Source organism: Streptacidiphilus sp. BW17 (genome assembly GCF_041262485.1).
Classification (GTDB): Bacteria; Actinomycetota; Actinomycetes; order Streptomycetales; family Streptomycetaceae; genus Streptacidiphilus.
This window is the reverse complement of record NZ_JBGCCR010000010.1, coordinates 15,118-32,857: the sequence shown is the minus strand read 5'-3', so window position 1 is coordinate 32,857 and position 17,740 is coordinate 15,118. Positions and strand designations below refer to the sequence as shown.

Sequence of the window (17,740 nt, the reverse complement as noted above, 5' to 3'; positions counted from 1 at the left end):
TGCTTCCGTACCGTCAGTCCGTGCTGCCCTAGGCCTCGACGTAGGCCACGAGGATGGTCGAACGCAGCACCGACACCGAGTAGATGACGCGCACGTCCTCCAACTCGTCGCGGTAGTCCCGGAGCAGGGGGAACCGCGTCGGCAGTCCGAGTTCCGGGGCCAGGGAGAGCGCGGTCAGCGCCCGGTCCAGCCGACGTATCTCCTCGGTGCCGGTCAGCGCGTCGACCTGCTTGCGCGCGCCCTCGGTGAACCGGATCTGCGCACGCCTGAGCCGCCGCCTAGAGGACACGGCCCGTCGGACCCTCGGCCAGCCGTGCGAGCGCGGTCTCCCGGATCTCCTCCCAGGCGACGCACTCCTCCACCGTGGGCAGTCCGTTGGCGGCGATCGACTCCAACGCCGTGGCCAGGCTGTCCCCGCGGGCACGCTCGTCCGCGGCCCATGCACGCAGCACGTCGGCGGCGTCGGGATCCCAGCACGCATCCGGCTGACTCACTCGGCTCCTCCCCAGGCCCCGTCCCTCCCTGCCGTTCGCAGGCTACCCGGGACCCTACCGGGTCGACACTGGTCCGTTCGAGGGACCCCGCGGGCCGGTCGGATCGTCGGATTCACCGGATTTGCCGAGGTCGTGAGGGGTGCCGGAATCGTCCTGGGCGTTCGGCGCGGACCGGTTGGAGTCGGGCCGGTCGGGGTCCGGGCGATTCGGGTCGGGCCGATTCGGGTCGGGGTGGAGTACCAGGAAGAACGACCAGGCCGGTTCGGTGAGATCGTTGGGGCGCCCGGCGAACTCCTCCAGCAGGCCGCGCAGCCGGGTGCGGAACTCGTCCATGTCCCCGGCGGACAGGCGCAGGCCCATGCGGGTGCTGTCGACGTCCGCCGCGGGCACCAGGGCGAGTTCCTCCAGGAACGTCTCGAGCATCGTCCGGTCCAGCGCCGGGACTTCGAGGCGCCAGGACTTCCGCGTCGCCAGGTACGGGATCTCGCGGGCGCCCCGGGCCCCGCGCCGCTCCTCCTGCGCCTCCAGGAACCCGGTCCGCACCAGCGTCCTGGTGTGGTGCAGCACGCTCGCCGGGTCGCGTCCGAGGATCCGGGCGATCTCCTTGTTGGTGTGCGCCTCGCCCAGACAGATGCGCAGGATGCGCAGCCGCAGCGAGGAGGCGAGCGCCTTCGCCTCGTCGTCGGTGGCCGGTCTGCGCTGGGTCATGCACAGCATCCTACGAGTGATTGACAAAACCCAATCACTCCGGCGCGCTGATCGCCGCACGCGTCGCCACCCGGTTCGGCCAGGGCCCGGCGATCTGCCTCTCCGCCGCAGTCTTCGGCCCGTGTGCGCTGGTCACACCGTTCGTGCAGCGAGACTGGACGCTGGCGTTGTTCGCGGTGGCGCAGATCGTCATGTGGGTGGGCATCGTGGTCTACAACATCACCCAGGTGAGCTTCCGTCAGGGTCTGTGCCCGCCCGGCCTGCTGGGCCGGATGAACGCGACGATGCGGTTCCTGGTCTGGGGCACCATGCCGTTCGGTGCGTTCCTCGGCGGCGTGCTCAGCACAGCGATAGGCGTGCGCGACACGCTGTTCGTCGCCGCGGTCGGCGGGTCTGCGACCTTCCTTGCGGTCTTTCTCTCGCCGCTCCGGGGCATGCGCGAACTTCCCACCTACGACGAGACGTCCGACGCTCCCGCTCCGGCCCGGTCGGCCGTCCCGACAGAGGGATGAGGTCGGGACGGCGCGGCGGCCCGGCGGCGGGAGCGCCTGCGTGGATCACATCCGTTCGTCGCGGACGATCTCCAGATTGACGAAGCGCGGCGGGGTGATGCAGGCATGCTGCATCTCCTCCGCGATGTGCCGGGTCGCCGGCAGTTCGCTGTTGCGCATCGCCGACTCGTAGGACGGGAACTCCACCATCTGCATGAAGTGCGTCGGGTTGTCGCGATCCTTGCCCACAGAGGAGTGGGTCGCGGTCCGCTTGCCCTCGGTTGCCTGCAGCCAGTCGTCCATCAGGGCGTCGAACCGCTCTGCTTCCTCGGTCTCGTAGTCGATGACCTGAACGAAGGTCATGCCGCTCGACCTCCTTCCCCGCGCGGAGCGTTCCCGCGCGTGGATTCAGCGTCCCGCGTCGGACAGATCACCACAAGACCGGCAGAACGTCACCGCACGGCTACCGGTCGTGGCGGTGCTGCCGACGGTCCCGAGCGCGGTCCGGGCTACTCCAGGATTGCTTCCAGCTCCTCCAGCGCCCCGGCCACGATCGCCCGCATCGCGCGCTCCGCGCGTTCGCCGTCGCCCGAGCAGACCGCCTCGGCCACCTCGCGGTGCAGCTGGACGGCGTACTCCTCCGGGTGATGCGGCATCAGGTGGTGCTCGGTGCGCCCGCGCAGCACCGCCTCGACGGTGTCGCCGAGATGCGCGAACATCTCGTTCCCCGACGCCTGCAGCACGGTGGCGTGGAAGTCGGCGTCGTGCCGGAGGAAGGCGGCAAGGTCGCCCGCCCGGCCGGTCATGGTCATCTCCATGGCCAGCGCGCTGAGCGCCCGCCGCTGGTCGTCGGTCGCCTGGGTGGCCGCGAGCCCGGCCGCCGCGGGTTCGACGGCGACCCGCAGGGAACCCAGCGAGCGCAGCTGTGCGCCCCGGTCCGCACCGGCCAGCCGCCAGGCAATCACGGTGGGGTTGAACACGTCCCACTCGGCCTTGGGCCGGACCGTGATCCCGACGCGGCGGCGCGAGGCAACCATCCGCATCGATTCGAGCATCCGCACCGCCTCGCGGACCACGGTGCGGGAGACGCCGTAGCGCTCCTCCAGCCCCTCGATCCGCAGGATCGAGCCCACGGGGATCTCACCGGCGGCGATGGAGGGTCCGAGATCGGCGAGTAGGCGGCCGGGCAGGCCCTGGAAGTCCATCCGTCCAGGTTAGGGGGCGTACGGCCGAACCCGTACCGCGGGCAGTAAGTATGACCATTGTGGAAACAGGGGTTGATTAAGTCATACCTTTGAACGACACTGTGGCGACCAGAATGAAGAACGGAGCACCAGCAATGGCTCTCAGCGTCGAGATCCAGCGCCCGGCGATGGCCATCGTCGTCATGGGTGTGGCGGGGGTCGGCAAGACCACCGTCGCCCAGGGCCTCGCCCAGCGCCTCGGCCTGCCCTACGGCGAAGCCGACGACTTCCACCCCGCCGCCAACATCGCCAAGATGGCGGCCGGGCACCCCCTCGACGACCAGGACCGCGAGCCGTGGCTCAGGGCCCTGGGCACCTGGCTCGGCGAGCAGGTCGCCGTCGGCAACGGGGGAGTCGTCACCTGCTCGGCGCTCAAGCGCAGCTACCGGGACCTGCTGCGCGAAGCCTGTCCCTCGGCCTTCTTCCTGTACCTGACCGGCCCGGACGCGCTCATCGAGGAGCGTCTCGCGCACCGCAGCGGTCACTTCATGAAGGCCCACATGCTCGACTCCCAGCTCGCCATCCTCGAACCGCTCGGCGCGGACGAGAACGGCGCGGTCCTGGACGTCGACGCCTCCCCGGAAAACCTCGTCGAGTCCGCCGTGGCACTGCTGCCACGGCCTGTCAACGGAGACCTCGCGTGACCAGCCTGTCCACCCCCACCGCCTTGCTGGCGGACGCGACCCCTGCCCTCGCCCACTCCCACAGCCAAGGCCAGCTGCTGCTCGCCGCCCTGGTCAGCATCGGCGCGATCGTGCTGCTGATCACCAGGCTCAAGCTGCACCCCTTCCTCGCCCTGACCCTCGGCTCGATCGTGCTGGCCGTGGTGGCCGGCGCGCCCTTCGACAAGCTGACCGACAGCTTCGGGACCGGCTTCGGTGCGACCGTGACCAGCACCGGGCTGCTGATCGGCCTCGGCGCGATGCTCGGTAAGTTGCTGGCCGACTCCGGCGGCGCGAACGTCATCGCCGACACCGTGCTGGCCCGCTCCAGCGGCCGGAAGCTGCCCTGGGCGATGGCGCTGATCGCGGCCGTGCTCGGCCTGCCGCTCTTCTTCGAGATCGGCGTGGTGCTGCTGGTCCCGATCGTGGTGCTGGTCGCCCGCCGCGGCAACCTCCCGCTCATGCGCGTCGGCATACCCGCGCTGGCGGGTCTCTCGATCCTCCACGGCTTGGTCCCGCCCCACCCGGGCCCGCTGGTCGCCGTCACCGCCCTGCACGCCAACCTCGGCGTGACCCTTGCGCTCGGCCTGCTGGTCGCCATCCCCTGCCTGATCATCGCGGGCCCCCTGTTCTCCCGCGTCGCCGAGCGCTGGGTCGGCCCGCTGGAGATCCCGGAGCAGACGGCATCCGAGGCGGCCGCGGCTTCCACCGCGGTGGACTCCTCCGAGCACACCCCGGCCTTCGGCGCGGTGCTCGTCACCATCCTGCTGCCGGTCGTGCTGATGCTGACCAAGGCGTTCTTCGACGTCGTCGTCAACTCGCCGACCGCCGTCGTCCAGCGGATCTTCGACTTCGTCGGCTCGCCGCTGATCGCACTGCTGTTGGCGGTGCTCGTCGGCATGATCACCCTGGGCAAGGGCGCCGGCTTCACCAAGCAGCGCATCTCCGACTCGCTAAGCTCCTCGCTCGGCCCGATCGCCGGCATCGTCTTCATCGTCGGCGCGGGCGGCGGCTTCAAGCAGACCCTGGTCGACGTCGGCGTCGCCAACGCGGTCAGCTCCTGGGCGGACAAGCTGCACATCTCCGCCCTGCTGCTGGGCTGGCTGATCGCCGTCCTCATCCGCCTCGCCACCGGCTCGGCAACGGTCGCGACGATCACTGCAGCGGGCATCGTCTCCCCGCTCGCGGTCGGCATGAGCACAACCCACACGGCCCTCCTGGTCTTGGCGGTCGGCGCGGGCTCGCTCTTCTTCAGCCACGTGAACGACGCCGGGTTCTGGCTGGTCAAGGAGTACTTCGGGATGAGCGTCGGCCAGACGGTCAAGTCCTGGTCGGTGATGGAGACCCTGATCTCCGTCACCGCGATCCTTCTGATTCTGCCGTTGTCGCTGGTCATATAGCGTCTCTGGCTCTGCGGGGCGGCTGCAACGGGTTCTCTCGACTCGTTGCAGCCGCCCTGTCGTCTACCCGGGCAACTACAAGCGATGGCCTACCTCATCCCGTACTCATCCGTAACTTGTGAACTTCTGAGATCTCTCTCTGAGTCCGTGTCAGGTGCTGGCGCTCCGGGGGTTCGCGCCTACCCACCCCGGTGCCCACCAGCACAACTGGGTGGGAGTCTGTCGCCGCTACGTGGCATTGAGGGTTTCAAGGCGTAGATCGTCGAATGTAGGACGTCTCCGCGATCTCGCCGAGTTGGACCTGACTGAGGGCGCGTGAGTTGCGGGCTGCGCGCAGGAGTGCGCCGACGGCCCAGCGGTGTTGCTGGATCCAGTCGGGGAGGGGTTCGTCGCGCACTCCCCAGACCACAAGACGGTCAGCCGAGCCAAGAACGATGTCTACCAGGTGAGCGTCGATCAACTCGCGCGCTTCGCCCGGGCCCTCGGCATCAGTTCTGCGGAGTTGGTCCCAGGTCCCTCCGAGACTGAGTGGCTACTACACGGTTCTGCCGACTAGGAGACGTCTGCTGCCGGGAAAGGGTTCTGGCGGTCGGTTGGACAGCCCAAGCGAGTGGTAGTGAATGCCCGTCCCGCACGCCCTCCATATCCTCCTCAACGCCCCGTCAGCCGAGCTCGGTCCGCAGTGTGACAGGCACAGTCGCACCCGTACACGCGCCCGTTCACCTTCCGCACACCGACTGGGCAGACGTGATCCTCGGCGGTCGCCGCCGGGTTGCACGTGCCGAAGTACGAGCGCTCCGGCGCCCGCCACTTGCGCACGCCCAGGGTCGGCCACGTGAACGGCTCTCGCGTCTCCGGGTACGGCGGGCGGGGCCCGGTCACCGGCCACCGTCCCGACGCTTGGCGACCTCTTCGGCGCGCTGGTGGTCCTCAAACCGCAGCGGGCGCCCATGCTCGTCGGTGAGCGGTCGGCCGTTCTCCATGACCAGGTAGCCGCCGTCACGGCGGTCGTACTTCACAGTCCGGCTCACGCCGCCCCCCTCGCACTCGCCTGCAGGGCAGGCCTCCGCCCGCCAGCCGCCGCCGACTTCGCCGTACACGTGCCCGGCGTCTTCAAGGCCGGGGCGGGTGCTGTGGCAGAGCATGCACGCTTCGCCGTGGAGCTGGGGCTCGGTGACGAGCTGTTGGAGGGTGGCGCCGTCGGGGGTGTTCCAGCGGACAGGGATCGTCGGCTCTGGCGGCGCGGGGATGGTGGTGTCGCTCATGACGTCTCCCGCAGCACGCAGTCGGGGCACCTCACGACCGGCCACAACTTCCGCTCGTCGTCCGGGCCGAGGACCCTGATCTCACCCGCAGGCGACAGCGGGCAGTCCGGCGCCCGTCGCACCGCACCCTATGCACGCCTCACCATGCAGGCGCGCGATGCTGATCTCTTCGGGCAGGCGTCGTTCCAGCAGATAAGGCATGGGACCTCCTCGCAGCGGGCGAATCGGCTGGCGTGATCCATGCTGACGACTGGGAAGAGAGGCGAGGGACACACTGTGTGTCCCCGGTGGACGGCTGGTCAGACGACGTGGGCCCACTCCGCGAAGCCGATCAGGGCGTCCCGGTCCGAGTGCTTCGACCGAAGCAGCGACTGCAGCGTCTGGTGGACCTGGCCGTGTTCGCGGACGTGTTGCGGCGCAATCGACCGGGCCACACGCAGGGACTCGAACGCGTCGTCGTCGCGGGACTGCCACAGCTGGGCGCGGGCGATGTCGATGTAGAAGTGCGAGCGGCGCTCCGCCGGGAGATTCGCGGGCGGCTTCCACGACTTTGCGGCGTTCAGGACACTCGTGGCGTCGCCGAGCTCGACAGCGACGGCCACCTGGTGCACGTAGTACGAGTCAGGGCCGAACGCAGTCCCCGCATACACGCCTTCAGGAACGCGCTTGGCGCACCGTTGTGCGTCGGCGAGATGCGCCCGCGCCCGGGGGCGGTCGTGGATGCGGCCGGCGGCTACAGCGGCCCGCATGTGGAGGGCGCCGACGGCGGCGGTGACGCTTCTGGAGCGTCCGGTGGGTGCGGCGTCGATCGCGGCCTCCAGCATTCGCAGCCCAGTGGCGACATTCTGTGACTTCCCGTCGGCGAAGAACGTCTCCATGCGCACGTAGGCGGCGGTGGCGTCGATCGCGGGGTCTTCGGCGAGGCGGGCGGACCAGCGCATCAGCTCGATCAGGCGGGCGGACAGGTCGTGGTATCGGAACTTATACACCACGGCGTCCGCCGAGCGGTACGCGGAAGCGAGGAGGGTGGCGGCCTGCTGTTGCTCGACACCGGTCAGGGTGTGGACGGCGCGGGACAGTTCGGCGAGCAGGGCGGGGAGAGCACGGGTGAGCTGCGAGTAGTGCGACTCCAGACGCTTCTGCTCCAAGGCCACGGTGGCCTCACGCAAGGCCCGCAGGGGTCGGACAGGGCCGTCGTCGGGGAGGTCGTAGGCGTCGATCGCTGCCCGCAGCGCGGGGATCGCGTCATGGACGCGCCCGGAGGTGAACCCGGCGCTGCCAAGGAGCTGCTCAGGGTCGACGTCGAGGGCGTCGGCGATGCACTCCAGCACCTGATCAGACGGGTATCGGCTGCCTTGCTCGATCTTCTTGATGGTGCTCGTGGACACGTGCGCGGCTGCGGCGAGCTCGGCCTGATCCAGTCGCTTGAGCTTGCGGGCGGCGGCGATACGCGCCCCTACTATGTCGGGGTTGCGCGGTGGCATCCTGGCACTCCGTTCCTGACTCACTATCCGGAACGGTACTTGCGCGCTCAGTTGCTGTGCCGGTGAAGCGCTCGACCCATCCAGGTCGGGCGCTTCTGCTGTCAGCCTGCCAGGAGTTCGGCGAGTTCCGTCAGCGAGTTGACGCGGTAGTCCGCGCCCGCGGCCTCGGCCTCGTTGGCCCAGAGGTAGCCCCACGGTCCGCGGCGGATGTGACAGGCCTTCAACCCCGCGGCCTGCGCGGGGGCGATGTCGTTCGCCGGATGGTCGCCGACGTAGAGGATCTCCGCCGGGTTGCGGTCGGCCCACGTGCACAGGGTCGCGAAGAACTCGCCGGAAGGCTTCGCGACCTGCCACTCACCGGACACACCGATCGCGTCAGCGGGCAGGTCAAGGGCACGCAGTAGCTGGCCGACGCGCGTGGTCTGGTTTCCGGCGATGCCGACCCACAGGCCGGCGTCGCGGAGGGCCTGCAGTGCGGGGCGGACATCGGGGTAGAGGTCGGATTCGTCGAGGCGCTCACCGTGCCCGGAGTCTTCCCGGATCTCGTACTCGGCCCACAGGTCCAGGTCGGGTTTGATCAGGCGGAGGGCGTCCGCGTTGTCTCGGCCTTGGGCGACTACGGCGCCGACGAGCGCAGACAGGGTGTGGTGTGGGACCTGGAGCCAGTCGGCCCAATCTGCCCAGAAGCGGCGGTCGCTGGTGACGGTCTCGCCGACGTCGAACACCACAGCGCTGATCTGCATGCGGGCGAGCCTATCGGTCGACTGGCCGGGGTGCGGATTTGGCGAGTTGGCTGACTCGGCGGAAGTCGTCCACCTGGTACGGGAATTGAAGCGCCGCCCGGTAGAATGATCGTGTGGATTCTGGTGTTGAGCTGCGCAAACTGCAGCGGGCGGTGATCGAAGCGAACGTCGCGATCCAGGTACATGCCCGCGGCACCACCACGTGGACGCAGCTCGCGCACCACCGCCACACCCAGCTCGTCGACGTGTGGCTGCACGCGATTGAGGCCCTCCGCGCCCACGGAGCCGACGACGAACCGGAGCCCGAACCCCTCGCCGCATGATCATGCATTTGGTCGGTATCTCCCCGCCATGACCCCAGAAGGCCATCGCCTCGACAGCGAGATGTTCTCGAGACTCGCTGCCTGACGGCACAGGTAGGGTCCAAGCCATGCCCTCCAACACCGCGCAGACCAATTACACCCCGAAGCCAGGAGACACCCCCAAGGGCTGCTGCCTGGCGGTGGCTTGCACGATCGTCCTGGGGATACTGCTCTTCGGGGTGCTGTTCCTGCTCGGCCCCAAGGGCTGACCACCGCAGGGAACGCGTCAGGCTCCGATCAGTGCCGCCAAATCGGCAGGCGTGACATCACCTGGGGCGCGTCCGTCCTTGAAGAGATGGACGCCGGCGGCGGCGTAGGCAGCATCGGCCAACTGGCTGCAAATCATCGATTTCTGCGACGTCATGACGTGCTTCGCCCACGGGATCCGCAGGCGGAAGTGCCACAAGGCCAGGGCGAAGTAGTCCGCGGCGCTGTAGGGCACTCCGACGAAGCCGCGGGCGGCGGTCACGATCCTGGTCCGCCGGACGTCGGTCAGATCGATGTGGCCCGTCGACCAGGCGATCGGCCGCCCCGCGTACTCGTCGGCACCGGCCAGACGCGCCCCACCCGGCTCCGCCTCGACGACCTGGCCGTCGCCGACGAACACTCCGGCGTGGTCCCAGTGGCCGAATCGGGAGCCATTGAGGAACTCGCCGATTGATATCAACACCCCGACGGGGCCGTCGACTTTCACCACGAAGAAGTCCCCCGGCAGGGGCTGTACCGGCGCGGCCGTCATCTCGTGGGCGGTACGGCAGTCGGGGCGGGCTGAGGCTCGTGGTCCAGTTTTGTGAGCGCGCTCAAGGGGTCCTCCTGCTGAGGATCGACACCGGGCCGCGCAGCGGCCGCGAAAGAGATGCCATATGGGCCAACGTCGTTGAATTGCTTGGCCGTTGAGTCAGCAAAGACGGCCGGACAGGTCGTCGTGTCGAACGGTCCAGGAGCGTGGGCGAGTGACGCCCGACGCGGCGAACGCGACTGAAACCCAAGCCACGTAGACGAGTTGCTGTTCCAAGTAGGGTGTACCCCCGCAGCGCGCCGACGCTGCACATAACCCTGCACCAGATCCGGAATCGGCCGTGACGAGGGGCAGTTCAGCTATTGCTGCCCCTCCAGGCCTGCATCACGGCGGCGTTGTGGATGGGGCAGAGGGTGTTCGGTGAGGCTGCGCTCACGGGACTCGGCGAGCGGCTGACTGTTGGACAGGCGGACCGTAGGCAGGTGAACGGCGGGGGCCTGGCTAGATCTTGCCGCTGATCAGGGCTGCGCCGATCGGCCCGACGACGACCGCGATGATCGTGAAGATCACCGATGTCATCCACAGCTCCCGGTCCGCGCCCGCCCAGCTCCGTTCCTTGCTCGACATCGCCCGGTACTCGGTCATGTGGCCGTTCATCCAGGCTTTGTGCTTGCGGTGGGCCCGCCGGAACAGCGGAACCTCCACCCCGACCAGCACCACGGCACAACAGACCCACCACGCCACCAGCACTGTCGCCCCCGTTGTCGCTCCCGATCCGGTCAGCGTAGCGCCCACCGTCGACCGACATCGTGCCGACGACCGAAAGCGCCTCCGGCGCGGGCCCCCGAGTCAGGACACCTTGCCGCCGAAGGCGATCTCGTTGCCGTCCGGGTCGCGGTAGCTGACCTTGTGGACGCCCTCGGGGTAAGCCTCCCGCCGCGCCGGCTCCAGACCCCGGACCGCGATCGCGGCGACGCGTGCGTCGAGGTCGTCGACGAACAGGGTGACCAGCGCGCCTCCGGCACGCTCCGACTGCTCGACGACGTAGACGTACCGGTGCTCCGCCAACTGCCACACCGCCTCCGTGGCGTGCGGATAGAACGCGGGCGGGCCGCCGAGCAGCCGTTCGTACCACTGCACCGCCGTCGCGTAGTCGCTGACGGGAATGCCCGCGAAGAGGTCGAGGCTTATGCCGTCAGCCTGGTTCGCCATGGTCTCCTCACCCCTGCGTCGGACGCCGCTGGGGTTGGAGCAGGCCGCGGTGGAAGGCCTCGCTCACGGCGGCGGCGCGGTCGCTGACTCCGAGTTTGGCGTAGATGTTCAGCAGGTGGGACTTGACCGTGGCCTCGGTGATGAAGAGCTTGGCCGCTGCCTCGCGGTTGGTCGCGCCGGAGGCGACCAACTGGAGCACCTCCACCTCGCGCTGGCTCAACGGACCGTTCGTTGGGACGGCAGCCGAGTCACCGGCTTCCGTCGGGTCCGACCCGCGCACGCGGCTCATCAGCAGTGCCGCCACCGACGGTGCCAGCACCGCCTCGCCGCGCGCGGTGGCACGGACCGCGCGGAGGAGGTCGTCGCGTGGCGCGTCCTTGAGGAGGTAGCCGCTCGCGCCCGCCTCGATGGCCGGCAGGACGTGGCTGTCGGTGTCGTACGTCGTCAGCACCAGCACCCGGGTGGTGCTGCCGCGCGCGGCGAGTTCGCGGATGGCCATGACGCCGTCGGTGCCCGGCATGCGCAGGTCCATCAGGACCACGTCCGGGCGGAGCTGCTCCGTCAGCCGGACCGCCTCCGCGCCGTCCGCGGCCTCGCCGACGACCTCGAACTCCGGGTCGCGCGCGAAGAGCCCACTCAGGCCGTCGCGCACGACGGGATGGTCGTCCGCGATCAGCAGACGGATCACGTTCTCTTCGCTCACGCTTCTTCCTTCCTCGGGACCCGCGCCGAGATCCCGGTGCCGCCGCCCGGCTCCGACTCGATCTGCAAGGTCCCAGCCAGGCCCTCGATCCGCTGCCGCATCGCCACCAGCCCGAACCCGCCCTGCGGTACAGGTGCGGATCCATTGACACGCGCCGCCACCCCCGACGGGTCGAAGCCGCTGCCGTCGTCCCGGACGTCCAGCGCCACCTCGTCCTCCAGATAGGACAGCGTCACCCCGACCCGCGACGCGCGTGCGTGTTTCGCCACGTTGGCCAGCGCCTCCTGCGCGGTGCGCAGCAGCGCCAGCTCCGCCTCCGGCGGCAGCGCGCGCACCGTTCCGGTCGTGGTGACCCGGACCGGGATGCCGTGCAGCGCCGACCAGCGCTCCGCCACGCCCGCGACCGCGTCGCCCAACCGTGCCCCCGACTCCAACGGCTCGGGGCTCAGCGCGTGGACTGAGCGGCGTGCCTCGGTCAGGCTCTCCTTCGCCAGCCGCGTCGCCGCCTCGATGTGGCGCTGTCGGACCTCGGGCGCGTCGGCGGCGTGCTCTGCCGCGTGTTCCGCGGCATGGAGCTGGGTGATGATCCCGGTCAGGCCCTGGGCCAGGGTGTCGTGGATCTCGCGGGCCATCCGCCGGCGCTCGTCCTGGACGCCCGCCGCGCGGGCCTGGGCCAGCAACTGCTCGTGCAGGGCCGCGTTCTCCGCCAGCGTCGCCTCCAACCGACGGTTGGTGGCACTGACCTCGGCGAGGGCGCGCTCGCGCTCGGCGTGGTCGTGGGCGCGTCGCCGCATCGCTACGGCGGCGGCGCACATCGGGACCACGTTGGCGAGCACTACGCCGAGGTAGCCAAGCACGCCGACGGCAGTCGACTTGTCGATGCCGTTCGCCTGCGCCGTCCCGGCGACCACGGCCACCGCACCGACCCCGACGAGCTGTACCGGCCAGCGCAGGAGCCGGAAGGCGTAGATGTATCCGGCTGGGGTGAAGAACCCGAACCACGGGTCCCTGACCACCAGCGCTGCGGTGATCGCGATCAGCACGACGAAGAAGCCCGCCATCAGGTGTGGCCGCTCGCGCCAGGCCGGGTGCAGGGTGAAGACCCAGAGCATCCAGGCGGCTGCCGCCCCGCACAGGAGCAGGTCGACCGGCAGCGATCCGCGCTGGGTCGGGCTGCCCGCCTTCTCGGCGACGGTGACCAGGACCAGCAGCCCGAGCAGCAGATAGGGCACGACCGTGGCCGTCGCGGACCACTGCCGCGTCGAACCGGTCGTGCCCTCCTGCACCATGACTGCGTCTCCCTGATGGCTCACCTGGCTCACGTGGCTCACACGGCTCCCGCTGAAGGTGCGGAACACCCTGAACCGTCGGCCCTTCCGCCAATGTATCGGCGTCAACGCGCGACGGGGCCGTCGACGGCGAAGAGCGCGCGCGTCCGCCGACTGTTCGCGATCGCCACGACGCCGACCAGCAGCACGCCGCAGACGCCCTGCTCGAACCGCATCCAGACGGGGAGCACGCCGGGGAGCGAGGCCATCACCGCGATCACCGCCAGCATCACGCCGGACGCGATCCGCAGGCGGCGGTACGCGCCGCGTCGGCCGCGTGCGGCACCGGCGGCGAGGGCCAGCATCAGCAGCGAGGTGAAGGCGACGATCCCGCCCCGGATCCAGACGGTCGGGGTGACCAGATCTGCGTGGTTCCGCATGAGGTAGGCGACCACCAGCGTGCCCGCGCTCAGGGCGGCATAGCCGCCGACCAGTCGCTTGACGGGACGGAACGCCTCGGCCGTGGTGGACGAGGAGACGGAGGAATTGGAGGAGCTGACGGAGGTCTGCACGGTGTTCATCTCGGGAGCCTTCCTGTCCGGCCTTTCGGCTGTTCTTGGGTTGGCTCCAGAATCGCCGGGCGACCCCGGCTCCCACATCAACCGTCCGCCGGGGACAAGGGCTGATCCTCCCGGTCAACCGGACGGCTGAGTCCGCCCCACCGATCGGTGGACCAGCCGCAGGCCGGCCGCGGATCAGTGGTAGTTCAGTCGCCGTCGAGCGCTCCGCGCACCAGCTCCCGCGCCGCGTCCAGCTCGCGCAGCGCGGTGGCGAGGTGGGCCGGGTCCGGTTGGTTGAGGTGGAGGCCGAGCTCGTGGACGGCGTCCGCAGCCGAGGCCAGCGCGCGGAGCAGCGGGCCGTTCTCGGTCATCACGGCGCGGTCGATGTTGTGGGCCAGCCAGACCGAGCCGGCCAGGATGTTGCTGGAGATGTGCGTCCGGCGCCGGAGGGCGTCGAGGTCCTCCGGGGTCTCGTGGTGGGCGATGACGTCGCTGCGGTGGTGTCCGGGGGTCGCGTTGCTCTCAGTCACAGCCGCCACAATAGGCCTAGCCTCCTCCCCTCCCGGTGCCCGAGTCACCGCCGCCGCGTCGCCCGTGCGTTGCGATCTTCGGCGATCTGCCCTACCAGCAAGGGTTTTTGACGCACACTTGCTTTATGGCGCAGACGACTCGAGATCCGTCCAAGCCGTACGGCGGTCTGTGGACACCCCCGGACAAGTACCTCGCGCCCGGCTGCAAGGGCGTGGAACCCGAAGAACCGCACGCCTGCGCGGTCGGCGTGCGAGTGGTCTCGGGCAAGCTCATCGGGTGCGAACACGAGTGCCACGATCAGGAGGTCAGGCGCCTCAAGGAGGTCTCGGCCCGCTACGGCGACACGTTGACCTGATCGGCGGGGCGGTCAGCGCTCGGACAACGCCAGCTCCACGCCGAACCCGATCAGCGTCACGCCGGTCACGGCGTCCAGCGCGCGGCGGACCGTGGCGCGCCGGAGGCGGAGGTGCCGCAGCGCGGCGCGCAGCCGCGTGGTGCCCAGGATCAGCAGGCTGAACCACGCCATCCCCTCGACGTCGTGGACCAGGGCGAGCAGCAGGCCCATGGCCAGGTGCGGCGCGTGCGGCGGGATGAACTGCGGCAGCATCGCGGTGTAGAAGACGCCGATCTTCGGGTTGAGCAGATTGGTCGTCAGCCCGCGCCGGTACGAGCCCGACAGCCGGGCGAGCGCCGGGGCAGGATCGTCGCCCACCGACCCGCCGAGCGCCGCCTCGGGGCGTCGGGCCGCGCGCAGCATGCCGACGCCCAGCCACAGCAGGTAGCCGGCACCGGCGATCCGCAGCCCCAGATAGGCGTCCTGGGACACCGTCAGCACGGCGGTCGCACCGCAGGCCGCCGCCGCACCCCAGCACAGCGCACCGGTGTTGATCCCGAGTGCCGTGGCGAAGCCGTGCGCCCGGCCCCGCGCGGCGGCGCTGCGCAGCACAAGGGCCGTGTCCAGCCCGGGTATCAGCGTCAGCAGGCCCGCGACGACGGCGAACGAGGCGAGCGCGGAGGGGATCGTCATGTGGCCATCATCGCTCAGCCGCGCGACCGTTCGGCCGTCATCGCTCAGCCGTGGAGCCACGCTGGCGTCAGCACGGACCGCAGCGCCTCGCCCCTGCGTTCGCCGCCCTGTCGGCAGCGGACCCGGTGGACCAGGTCGGCCGCCGCGTCGTGCCACTGATCGTGCTCGAAGGCGAACCCTGCGTCCCGCAGTCGTCCGGGCACCACCCGGCGACTCTTGAGCAGCAGTTCGGCGTCGCTCCGGAGCGCCAAAGCGCTGAGGCGCGCCATCTGCCGGGTCGCGGGCAGTCCGACCGGCGTGCCCCACGCCTGGCGCAGCGCGCGCATGAACTCCCGCTGCGGCAACGGCCCTGGGGCGGCAAGGTTCACCGGGCCGGAGAGCGCTGCGTCGCTTTCGCCCTTGGCCCCGCCCTCGTCTCCGATCAGGAACCGCACCGCGCGGACGAAGTCGACGTCGTGGATCCAGGACACGTACTGCCCGCCGCCGGCGACCGCGCCGCCGAGGCCCAGCCGGGTCAGGCCGAGCAGCACGTCGAAGACGCCGCCTCGGTCCGGGCTCATCACCATGGCCGACCGCAGCGCCACCTTGCGGGTCAGCGGCGTCACGGCCAGTTCCTGCTCGCGCTCCCAGCTGCGCGCGATCCGGACGCTGAACTCCCAGTAGCCGGGCACGTCGGGCTCGGTGCCGCCGAGCACCCCGTGCGTCTCGTCGTTCGGCGCCGCACCGGCCGCCGCGTGGGCGTAGACGGTCGCGGTGCTCATCTGCAGCCACACCCGGGGTGGACGGGCAGCAGCCGCGATCGCCTGGCCGACGACCCGGGCGGAGTCGACACGGGAGGCCATCATCTCGGCCAGGTTCGCCGGGGTGTAGCGGCAGCTGACGCTGCGCCCGGCCAGGTTGACGACGGCGTCCGCGCCGTCGAGCGCCTCGGCCCAGGGGCCGAGGGTCCGACCGTCCCAGGCCGTCTCGCGCGGGTGGGCGGGGCACCGGGTGAGCACGACCACCTGGTGCCCGTCCGCCTCCAAGGAGCGGGTCAGGATCGTTCCCACCTGCCCTGTTCCGCCCGGAATTACCACCTTCATGCCGACCAGCTCCCCCTTCAGCGCAGCAGCGGACGGCCCTGAGCACGACGCTCGGCCGGCCTCCGCTCGATCAGGAGCGTACGCCAATATTGAACGCGTTCAAAAAGCAGGGTGGGCCCCGGCGCATCGTGCGCCGGGGCCCACCCTGGGGGACCGGTGGCGGCTCAGCCCTGCGCGCTGCGCCCGGCCAGGAAGGACTCGACCTCCGTGCGGACCTCCGGCGTGTCCAGCCCGCGCACGGTCAGCGTCGTGCGTCGCCGCAGGACGTCGTCCGCCGTGGCCGCCCACTCGTGGTCGACCGCGTAGGCGACCTGCGCCCACACGTCCGGGCCGTCCGCGTGGATCGGGCGGCCCAACGCCGGGTTCTGGTCGATCAGGCGGGCCAGGTCGAAGGAGAGCGTGCCGTAGTGGGTGGCCAGGTGACGCGCCACCAGCGGGTCCATCCGGGCGCCCGGCTCGCGGTCCACCAGCAGGCGGTGCGCGACGGCGTTCGGGCTGCCGACGCCCGGCAGCGGCACGGTGCGCGGGATCGCCGACATGTCCTCGGCCAGCCCGGTGCCGGGCACGTGGGCGAGCTTCTCCAGCACCACGCGGCCGATGTGACGGTACGTCGTCCACTTGCCGCCTGCCACGGAGAGCATGCCGCCGCGGCCCTCGGAGACGACCGTCTCGCGCTTGGCGGCGGCAGTCCCGCCCGGACCGCCGGGCAACACGCGCAGGCCCGCGAAGGAGTAGGTGATCAGGTCGCGGTCAAGATGGTCGTCGCGGATCGCGTGCGCGGCCTCGCCGAGTATCTGGTCGACGTCGGCCTCGGTGGCGCGGACGTCGGCCGGGTCGCCGGTGTACTCCTCGTCCGTGGTGCCGAGCAGGACGTGGTCCTCCCACGGGATGGCGAACGAGACCCGGTACTTGTCGATCGGGATGGTCAGCGCCGCCTGCCACGGGGCCTTGCGCTTGACGACGACGTGCGCGCCCTTGGAGAGCCGGATGCTGGGCGCGGCGCCCTTGTCCTCCATCTTCCGCAGGTGGTCCACCCACGGTCCGGTCGCGTTGAGGACGAGCCGCGCGTCGATGCCGAACTCGTCGCCGGTCAGCCGGTCGCGTATCTCGGCGCCGGTCACCCGGCCGCCGGTGAAGCGAAGCCCGCTGACCTCGGCGTGGTTGAGCACGACCGCGCCCGAGTCGACCGCCGCGCGGACCGTCATCACGGCGACGCGCGAGTCGTTCATCTGGTGGTCCTTGTAGACGGCCACCGAGCGCAGGCCCTCGGTGCGCAACGCCGGGACAGCCTGCCCGGCGCGGGCCGCCGTGGCGACGTGACCCATGCCGTCACGGAAGACGGAGAGCGCGGAGTAGAGGAAGACGCCCGCGCCCAGCTTGGGCGCGGAGTGCGGGCCGCCCTTGTACACGGGGACGAAGAAGGTGAGCGGGTTGACCAGGTGCGGGGCCACGTCGGTGGAGAGCGCGCGGCGCTCCTTGTGGTTCTCCGCGACCAGCCTGACCGCGCCGGTCTGCAGGTAGCGCAGGCCGCCGTGGACCAGCTTCGACGAGGCGCTGGAGGTCGCGCCCGCGAAGTCACCGGCGTCGACCATGGCGACCCGGAGCCCCGACTGCGCGGCGGTCCAGGCGACGGCGGTGCCGAGGATGCCGCCGCCGATGATGAGCAGGTCGTAGGTGGCACTGCTCAGCAGTTCCCGCGCCTGGGCGCGGTCGGCCGTGCGGTTGGCCCCCAGGGTCGGCATGGAGTGCATCGGAAGATCCCTCA

General features: G+C 70.4%; 24 protein-coding genes. 6 read left to right on the top strand and 18 right to left on the bottom strand.

The genetic code is table 11. From position 1 onward, the window contains the following. Positions 1-28 precede the first annotated feature (28 nt). The 3 genes from ABH940_RS14720 to ABH940_RS14710 are packed head-to-tail and all read right to left on the bottom strand — an operon-like array spanning position 29 to position 1,202. Positions 29-289 (bottom strand): hypothetical protein, encoded by a 261-nt coding sequence (locus ABH940_RS14720; protein WP_196195101.1) that lies wholly within the window; start codon positions 287-289, stop codon positions 29-31. Then, complete coding sequence (locus ABH940_RS14715; protein ID WP_370072602.1) at positions 279-494, bottom strand: hypothetical protein; 216 nt, start codon at positions 492-494, stop codon at positions 279-281. Before ABH940_RS14715 ends, ABH940_RS14720 begins: the two co-directional genes overlap by 11 nt. Positions 495-548: 54 nt before the next feature. Then, a complete protein-coding gene (locus ABH940_RS14710; RefSeq protein WP_370072601.1) occupies positions 549-1,202 on the bottom strand; it encodes an ArsR/SmtB family transcription factor in 654 nt (217 codons plus the stop codon). Positions 1,203-1,222: 20 nt separating this feature from the next. Here ABH940_RS14710 and ABH940_RS14705 point away from each other — a divergent pair, with 20 nt between their 5' ends. Continuing rightward, complete coding sequence (locus ABH940_RS14705; RefSeq protein WP_370105426.1) at positions 1,223-1,714, top strand: MFS transporter; 492 nt, start codon at positions 1,223-1,225, stop codon at positions 1,712-1,714. A gap of 45 nt (positions 1,715-1,759) precedes the next feature. On the opposite strand, the gene ABH940_RS14700 is transcribed toward ABH940_RS14705, so the two are convergent. Next, positions 1,760-2,056, bottom strand: coding sequence for a hypothetical protein (locus ABH940_RS14700; protein WP_370072599.1), 297 nt, complete (start codon positions 2,054-2,056; stop codon positions 1,760-1,762). 146 nt (positions 2,057-2,202) lie between these two features. Beyond that, positions 2,203-2,898: a FadR/GntR family transcriptional regulator gene (locus ABH940_RS14695; protein ID WP_370072598.1), complete on the bottom strand. Its 696-nt coding sequence runs from the start codon at positions 2,896-2,898 to the stop codon at positions 2,203-2,205. Between the two features lie 134 nt (positions 2,899-3,032). On the opposite strand from ABH940_RS14695, the gene ABH940_RS14690 reads away from it, so the two are divergent. Both ABH940_RS14690 and ABH940_RS14685 read left to right on the top strand, forming a co-directional pair. Next, positions 3,033-3,581 (top strand): gluconokinase, encoded by a 549-nt coding sequence (locus ABH940_RS14690; RefSeq protein WP_370105425.1) that lies wholly within the window; start codon positions 3,033-3,035, stop codon positions 3,579-3,581. Then, entirely contained in the window at positions 3,578-4,999 is a 1,422-nt protein-coding gene (locus tag ABH940_RS14685) for a gluconate:H+ symporter (protein ID WP_370072596.1), read from the top strand. Before ABH940_RS14690 ends, ABH940_RS14685 begins: the two co-directional genes overlap by 4 nt. A gap of 878 nt (positions 5,000-5,877) precedes the next feature. Here ABH940_RS14685 and ABH940_RS14680 read toward each other — a convergent pair. The 3 genes from ABH940_RS14680 to ABH940_RS14670 all read right to left on the bottom strand — a co-directional run bounded on the left by ABH940_RS14680 (position 5,878) and on the right by ABH940_RS14670 (position 8,491). Then, positions 5,878-6,264, bottom strand: a complete 387-nt coding sequence (locus ABH940_RS14680) for a hypothetical protein (RefSeq protein ID WP_370072595.1) — start codon at positions 6,262-6,264, stop codon at positions 5,878-5,880. 299 nt (positions 6,265-6,563) lie between these two features. Further along, complete coding sequence (locus ABH940_RS14675; RefSeq protein WP_370072594.1) at positions 6,564-7,748, bottom strand: helix-turn-helix domain-containing protein; 1,185 nt, start codon at positions 7,746-7,748, stop codon at positions 6,564-6,566. Positions 7,749-7,849: 101 nt separating this feature from the next. Then, positions 7,850-8,491: an HAD family hydrolase gene (locus ABH940_RS14670; protein ID WP_370072593.1), complete on the bottom strand. Its 642-nt coding sequence runs from the start codon at positions 8,489-8,491 to the stop codon at positions 7,850-7,852. 113 nt (positions 8,492-8,604) lie between these two features. On the opposite strand from ABH940_RS14670, the gene ABH940_RS14665 reads away from it, so the two are divergent. Continuing rightward, positions 8,605-8,814, top strand: a complete 210-nt coding sequence (locus ABH940_RS14665; protein ID WP_370072592.1) for a hypothetical protein — start codon at positions 8,605-8,607, stop codon at positions 8,812-8,814. A gap of 107 nt (positions 8,815-8,921) precedes the next feature. Further along, positions 8,922-9,062 (top strand): hypothetical protein, encoded by a 141-nt coding sequence (locus tag ABH940_RS14660; RefSeq protein ID WP_370072591.1) that lies wholly within the window; start codon positions 8,922-8,924, stop codon positions 9,060-9,062. A 17-nt stretch (positions 9,063-9,079) separates the two neighbouring features. Here the strand turns inward: ABH940_RS14660 and ABH940_RS14655 are convergent, their stop codons facing one another. The 7 genes from ABH940_RS14655 to ABH940_RS14625 form a co-directional block, all read right to left on the bottom strand. Beyond that, on the bottom strand, positions 9,080-9,592 hold the full coding sequence (locus ABH940_RS14655; RefSeq protein WP_370072590.1) for a hypothetical protein: 513 nt from the start codon (positions 9,590-9,592) through the stop codon (positions 9,080-9,082). Between the two features lie 501 nt (positions 9,593-10,093). Next, entirely contained in the window at positions 10,094-10,342 is a 249-nt protein-coding gene (locus ABH940_RS14650) for a hypothetical protein (RefSeq protein WP_370105424.1), read from the bottom strand. Positions 10,343-10,441: 99 nt separating this feature from the next. Beyond that, positions 10,442-10,804: a VOC family protein gene (locus ABH940_RS14645; RefSeq protein ID WP_370105423.1), complete on the bottom strand. Its 363-nt coding sequence runs from the start codon at positions 10,802-10,804 to the stop codon at positions 10,442-10,444. Between the two features lie 7 nt (positions 10,805-10,811). Next, positions 10,812-11,507, bottom strand: a complete 696-nt coding sequence (locus tag ABH940_RS14640) for a response regulator (RefSeq protein ID WP_370072587.1) — start codon at positions 11,505-11,507, stop codon at positions 10,812-10,814. Continuing rightward, complete coding sequence (locus ABH940_RS14635) at positions 11,504-12,796, bottom strand: sensor histidine kinase (protein ID WP_370072585.1); 1,293 nt, start codon at positions 12,794-12,796, stop codon at positions 11,504-11,506. The genes ABH940_RS14640 and ABH940_RS14635 overlap by 4 nt, the downstream gene beginning before the upstream one ends. A 104-nt stretch (positions 12,797-12,900) precedes the next feature. Continuing rightward, a complete protein-coding gene (locus ABH940_RS14630) occupies positions 12,901-13,356 on the bottom strand; it encodes a hypothetical protein (RefSeq protein WP_370072584.1) in 456 nt (151 codons plus the stop codon). 185 nt (positions 13,357-13,541) lie between these two features. After that, positions 13,542-13,865: a hypothetical protein gene (locus tag ABH940_RS14625; RefSeq protein ID WP_370072583.1), complete on the bottom strand. Its 324-nt coding sequence runs from the start codon at positions 13,863-13,865 to the stop codon at positions 13,542-13,544. 125 nt (positions 13,866-13,990) lie between these two features. Here ABH940_RS14625 and ABH940_RS14620 point away from each other — a divergent pair, with 125 nt between their 5' ends. Then, a complete protein-coding gene (locus ABH940_RS14620) occupies positions 13,991-14,221 on the top strand; it encodes a hypothetical protein (RefSeq protein WP_370072582.1) in 231 nt (76 codons plus the stop codon). Between the two features lie 12 nt (positions 14,222-14,233). Here ABH940_RS14620 and ABH940_RS14615 read toward each other — a convergent pair whose 3' ends face one another. The 3 genes from ABH940_RS14615 to ABH940_RS14605 form a co-directional block, all read right to left on the bottom strand. Next, positions 14,234-14,893: a LysE family translocator gene (locus ABH940_RS14615; protein WP_370105422.1), complete on the bottom strand. Its 660-nt coding sequence runs from the start codon at positions 14,891-14,893 to the stop codon at positions 14,234-14,236. Positions 14,894-14,937: 44 nt separating this feature from the next. After that, positions 14,938-15,975, bottom strand: coding sequence for an epimerase (locus tag ABH940_RS14610; protein ID WP_370105421.1), 1,038 nt, complete (start codon positions 15,973-15,975; stop codon positions 14,938-14,940). Positions 15,976-16,139: 164 nt separating this feature from the next. Continuing rightward, complete coding sequence (locus tag ABH940_RS14605; RefSeq protein WP_370105420.1) at positions 16,140-17,726, bottom strand: glycerol-3-phosphate dehydrogenase/oxidase; 1,587 nt, start codon at positions 17,724-17,726, stop codon at positions 16,140-16,142. Positions 17,727-17,740 lie beyond the last annotated feature (14 nt).

Bases quoted from the DNA above. Each gene is read 5' to 3' on its own strand.
- ABH940_RS14695 (WP_370072598.1), bottom strand. From the start codon at position 2,898: ATGGACTTCCAGGGCCTGCCCGGCCGCCTACTCGCCGATCTCGGACCC.
- ABH940_RS14615 (WP_370105422.1), bottom strand. From the start codon at position 14,893: ATGACGATCCCCTCCGCGCTCGCCTCGTTCGCCGTCGTCGCGGGCCTG.
- ABH940_RS14620 (WP_370072582.1), top strand. From the start codon at position 13,991: ATGGCGCAGACGACTCGAGATCCGTCCAAGCCGTACGGCGGTCTGTGG.
- ABH940_RS14670 (WP_370072593.1), bottom strand. From the start codon at position 8,491: ATGCAGATCAGCGCTGTGGTGTTCGACGTCGGCGAGACCGTCACCAGC.
- ABH940_RS14605 (WP_370105420.1), bottom strand. From the start codon at position 17,726: ATGCACTCCATGCCGACCCTGGGGGCCAACCGCACGGCCGACCGCGCC.
- ABH940_RS14690 (WP_370105425.1), top strand. From the start codon at position 3,033: ATGGCTCTCAGCGTCGAGATCCAGCGCCCGGCGATGGCCATCGTCGTC.
- ABH940_RS14630 (WP_370072584.1), bottom strand. From the start codon at position 13,356: ATGAACACCGTGCAGACCTCCGTCAGCTCCTCCAATTCCTCCGTCTCC.
- ABH940_RS14610 (WP_370105421.1), bottom strand. From the start codon at position 15,975: ATGAAGGTGGTAATTCCGGGCGGAACAGGGCAGGTGGGAACGATCCTG.
- ABH940_RS14660 (WP_370072591.1), top strand. From the start codon at position 8,922: ATGCCCTCCAACACCGCGCAGACCAATTACACCCCGAAGCCAGGAGAC.
- ABH940_RS14645 (WP_370105423.1), bottom strand. From the start codon at position 10,804: ATGGCGAACCAGGCTGACGGCATAAGCCTCGACCTCTTCGCGGGCATT.
- ABH940_RS14680 (WP_370072595.1), bottom strand. From the start codon at position 6,264: ATGAGCGACACCACCATCCCCGCGCCGCCAGAGCCGACGATCCCTGTC.
- ABH940_RS14675 (WP_370072594.1), bottom strand. From the start codon at position 7,748: ATGCCACCGCGCAACCCCGACATAGTAGGGGCGCGTATCGCCGCCGCC.
- ABH940_RS14700 (WP_370072599.1), bottom strand. From the start codon at position 2,056: ATGACCTTCGTTCAGGTCATCGACTACGAGACCGAGGAAGCAGAGCGG.
- ABH940_RS14635 (WP_370072585.1), bottom strand. From the start codon at position 12,796: ATGGTGCAGGAGGGCACGACCGGTTCGACGCGGCAGTGGTCCGCGACG.
- ABH940_RS14710 (WP_370072601.1), bottom strand. From the start codon at position 1,202: ATGACCCAGCGCAGACCGGCCACCGACGACGAGGCGAAGGCGCTCGCC.
- ABH940_RS14655 (WP_370072590.1), bottom strand. From the start codon at position 9,592: ATGACGGCCGCGCCGGTACAGCCCCTGCCGGGGGACTTCTTCGTGGTG.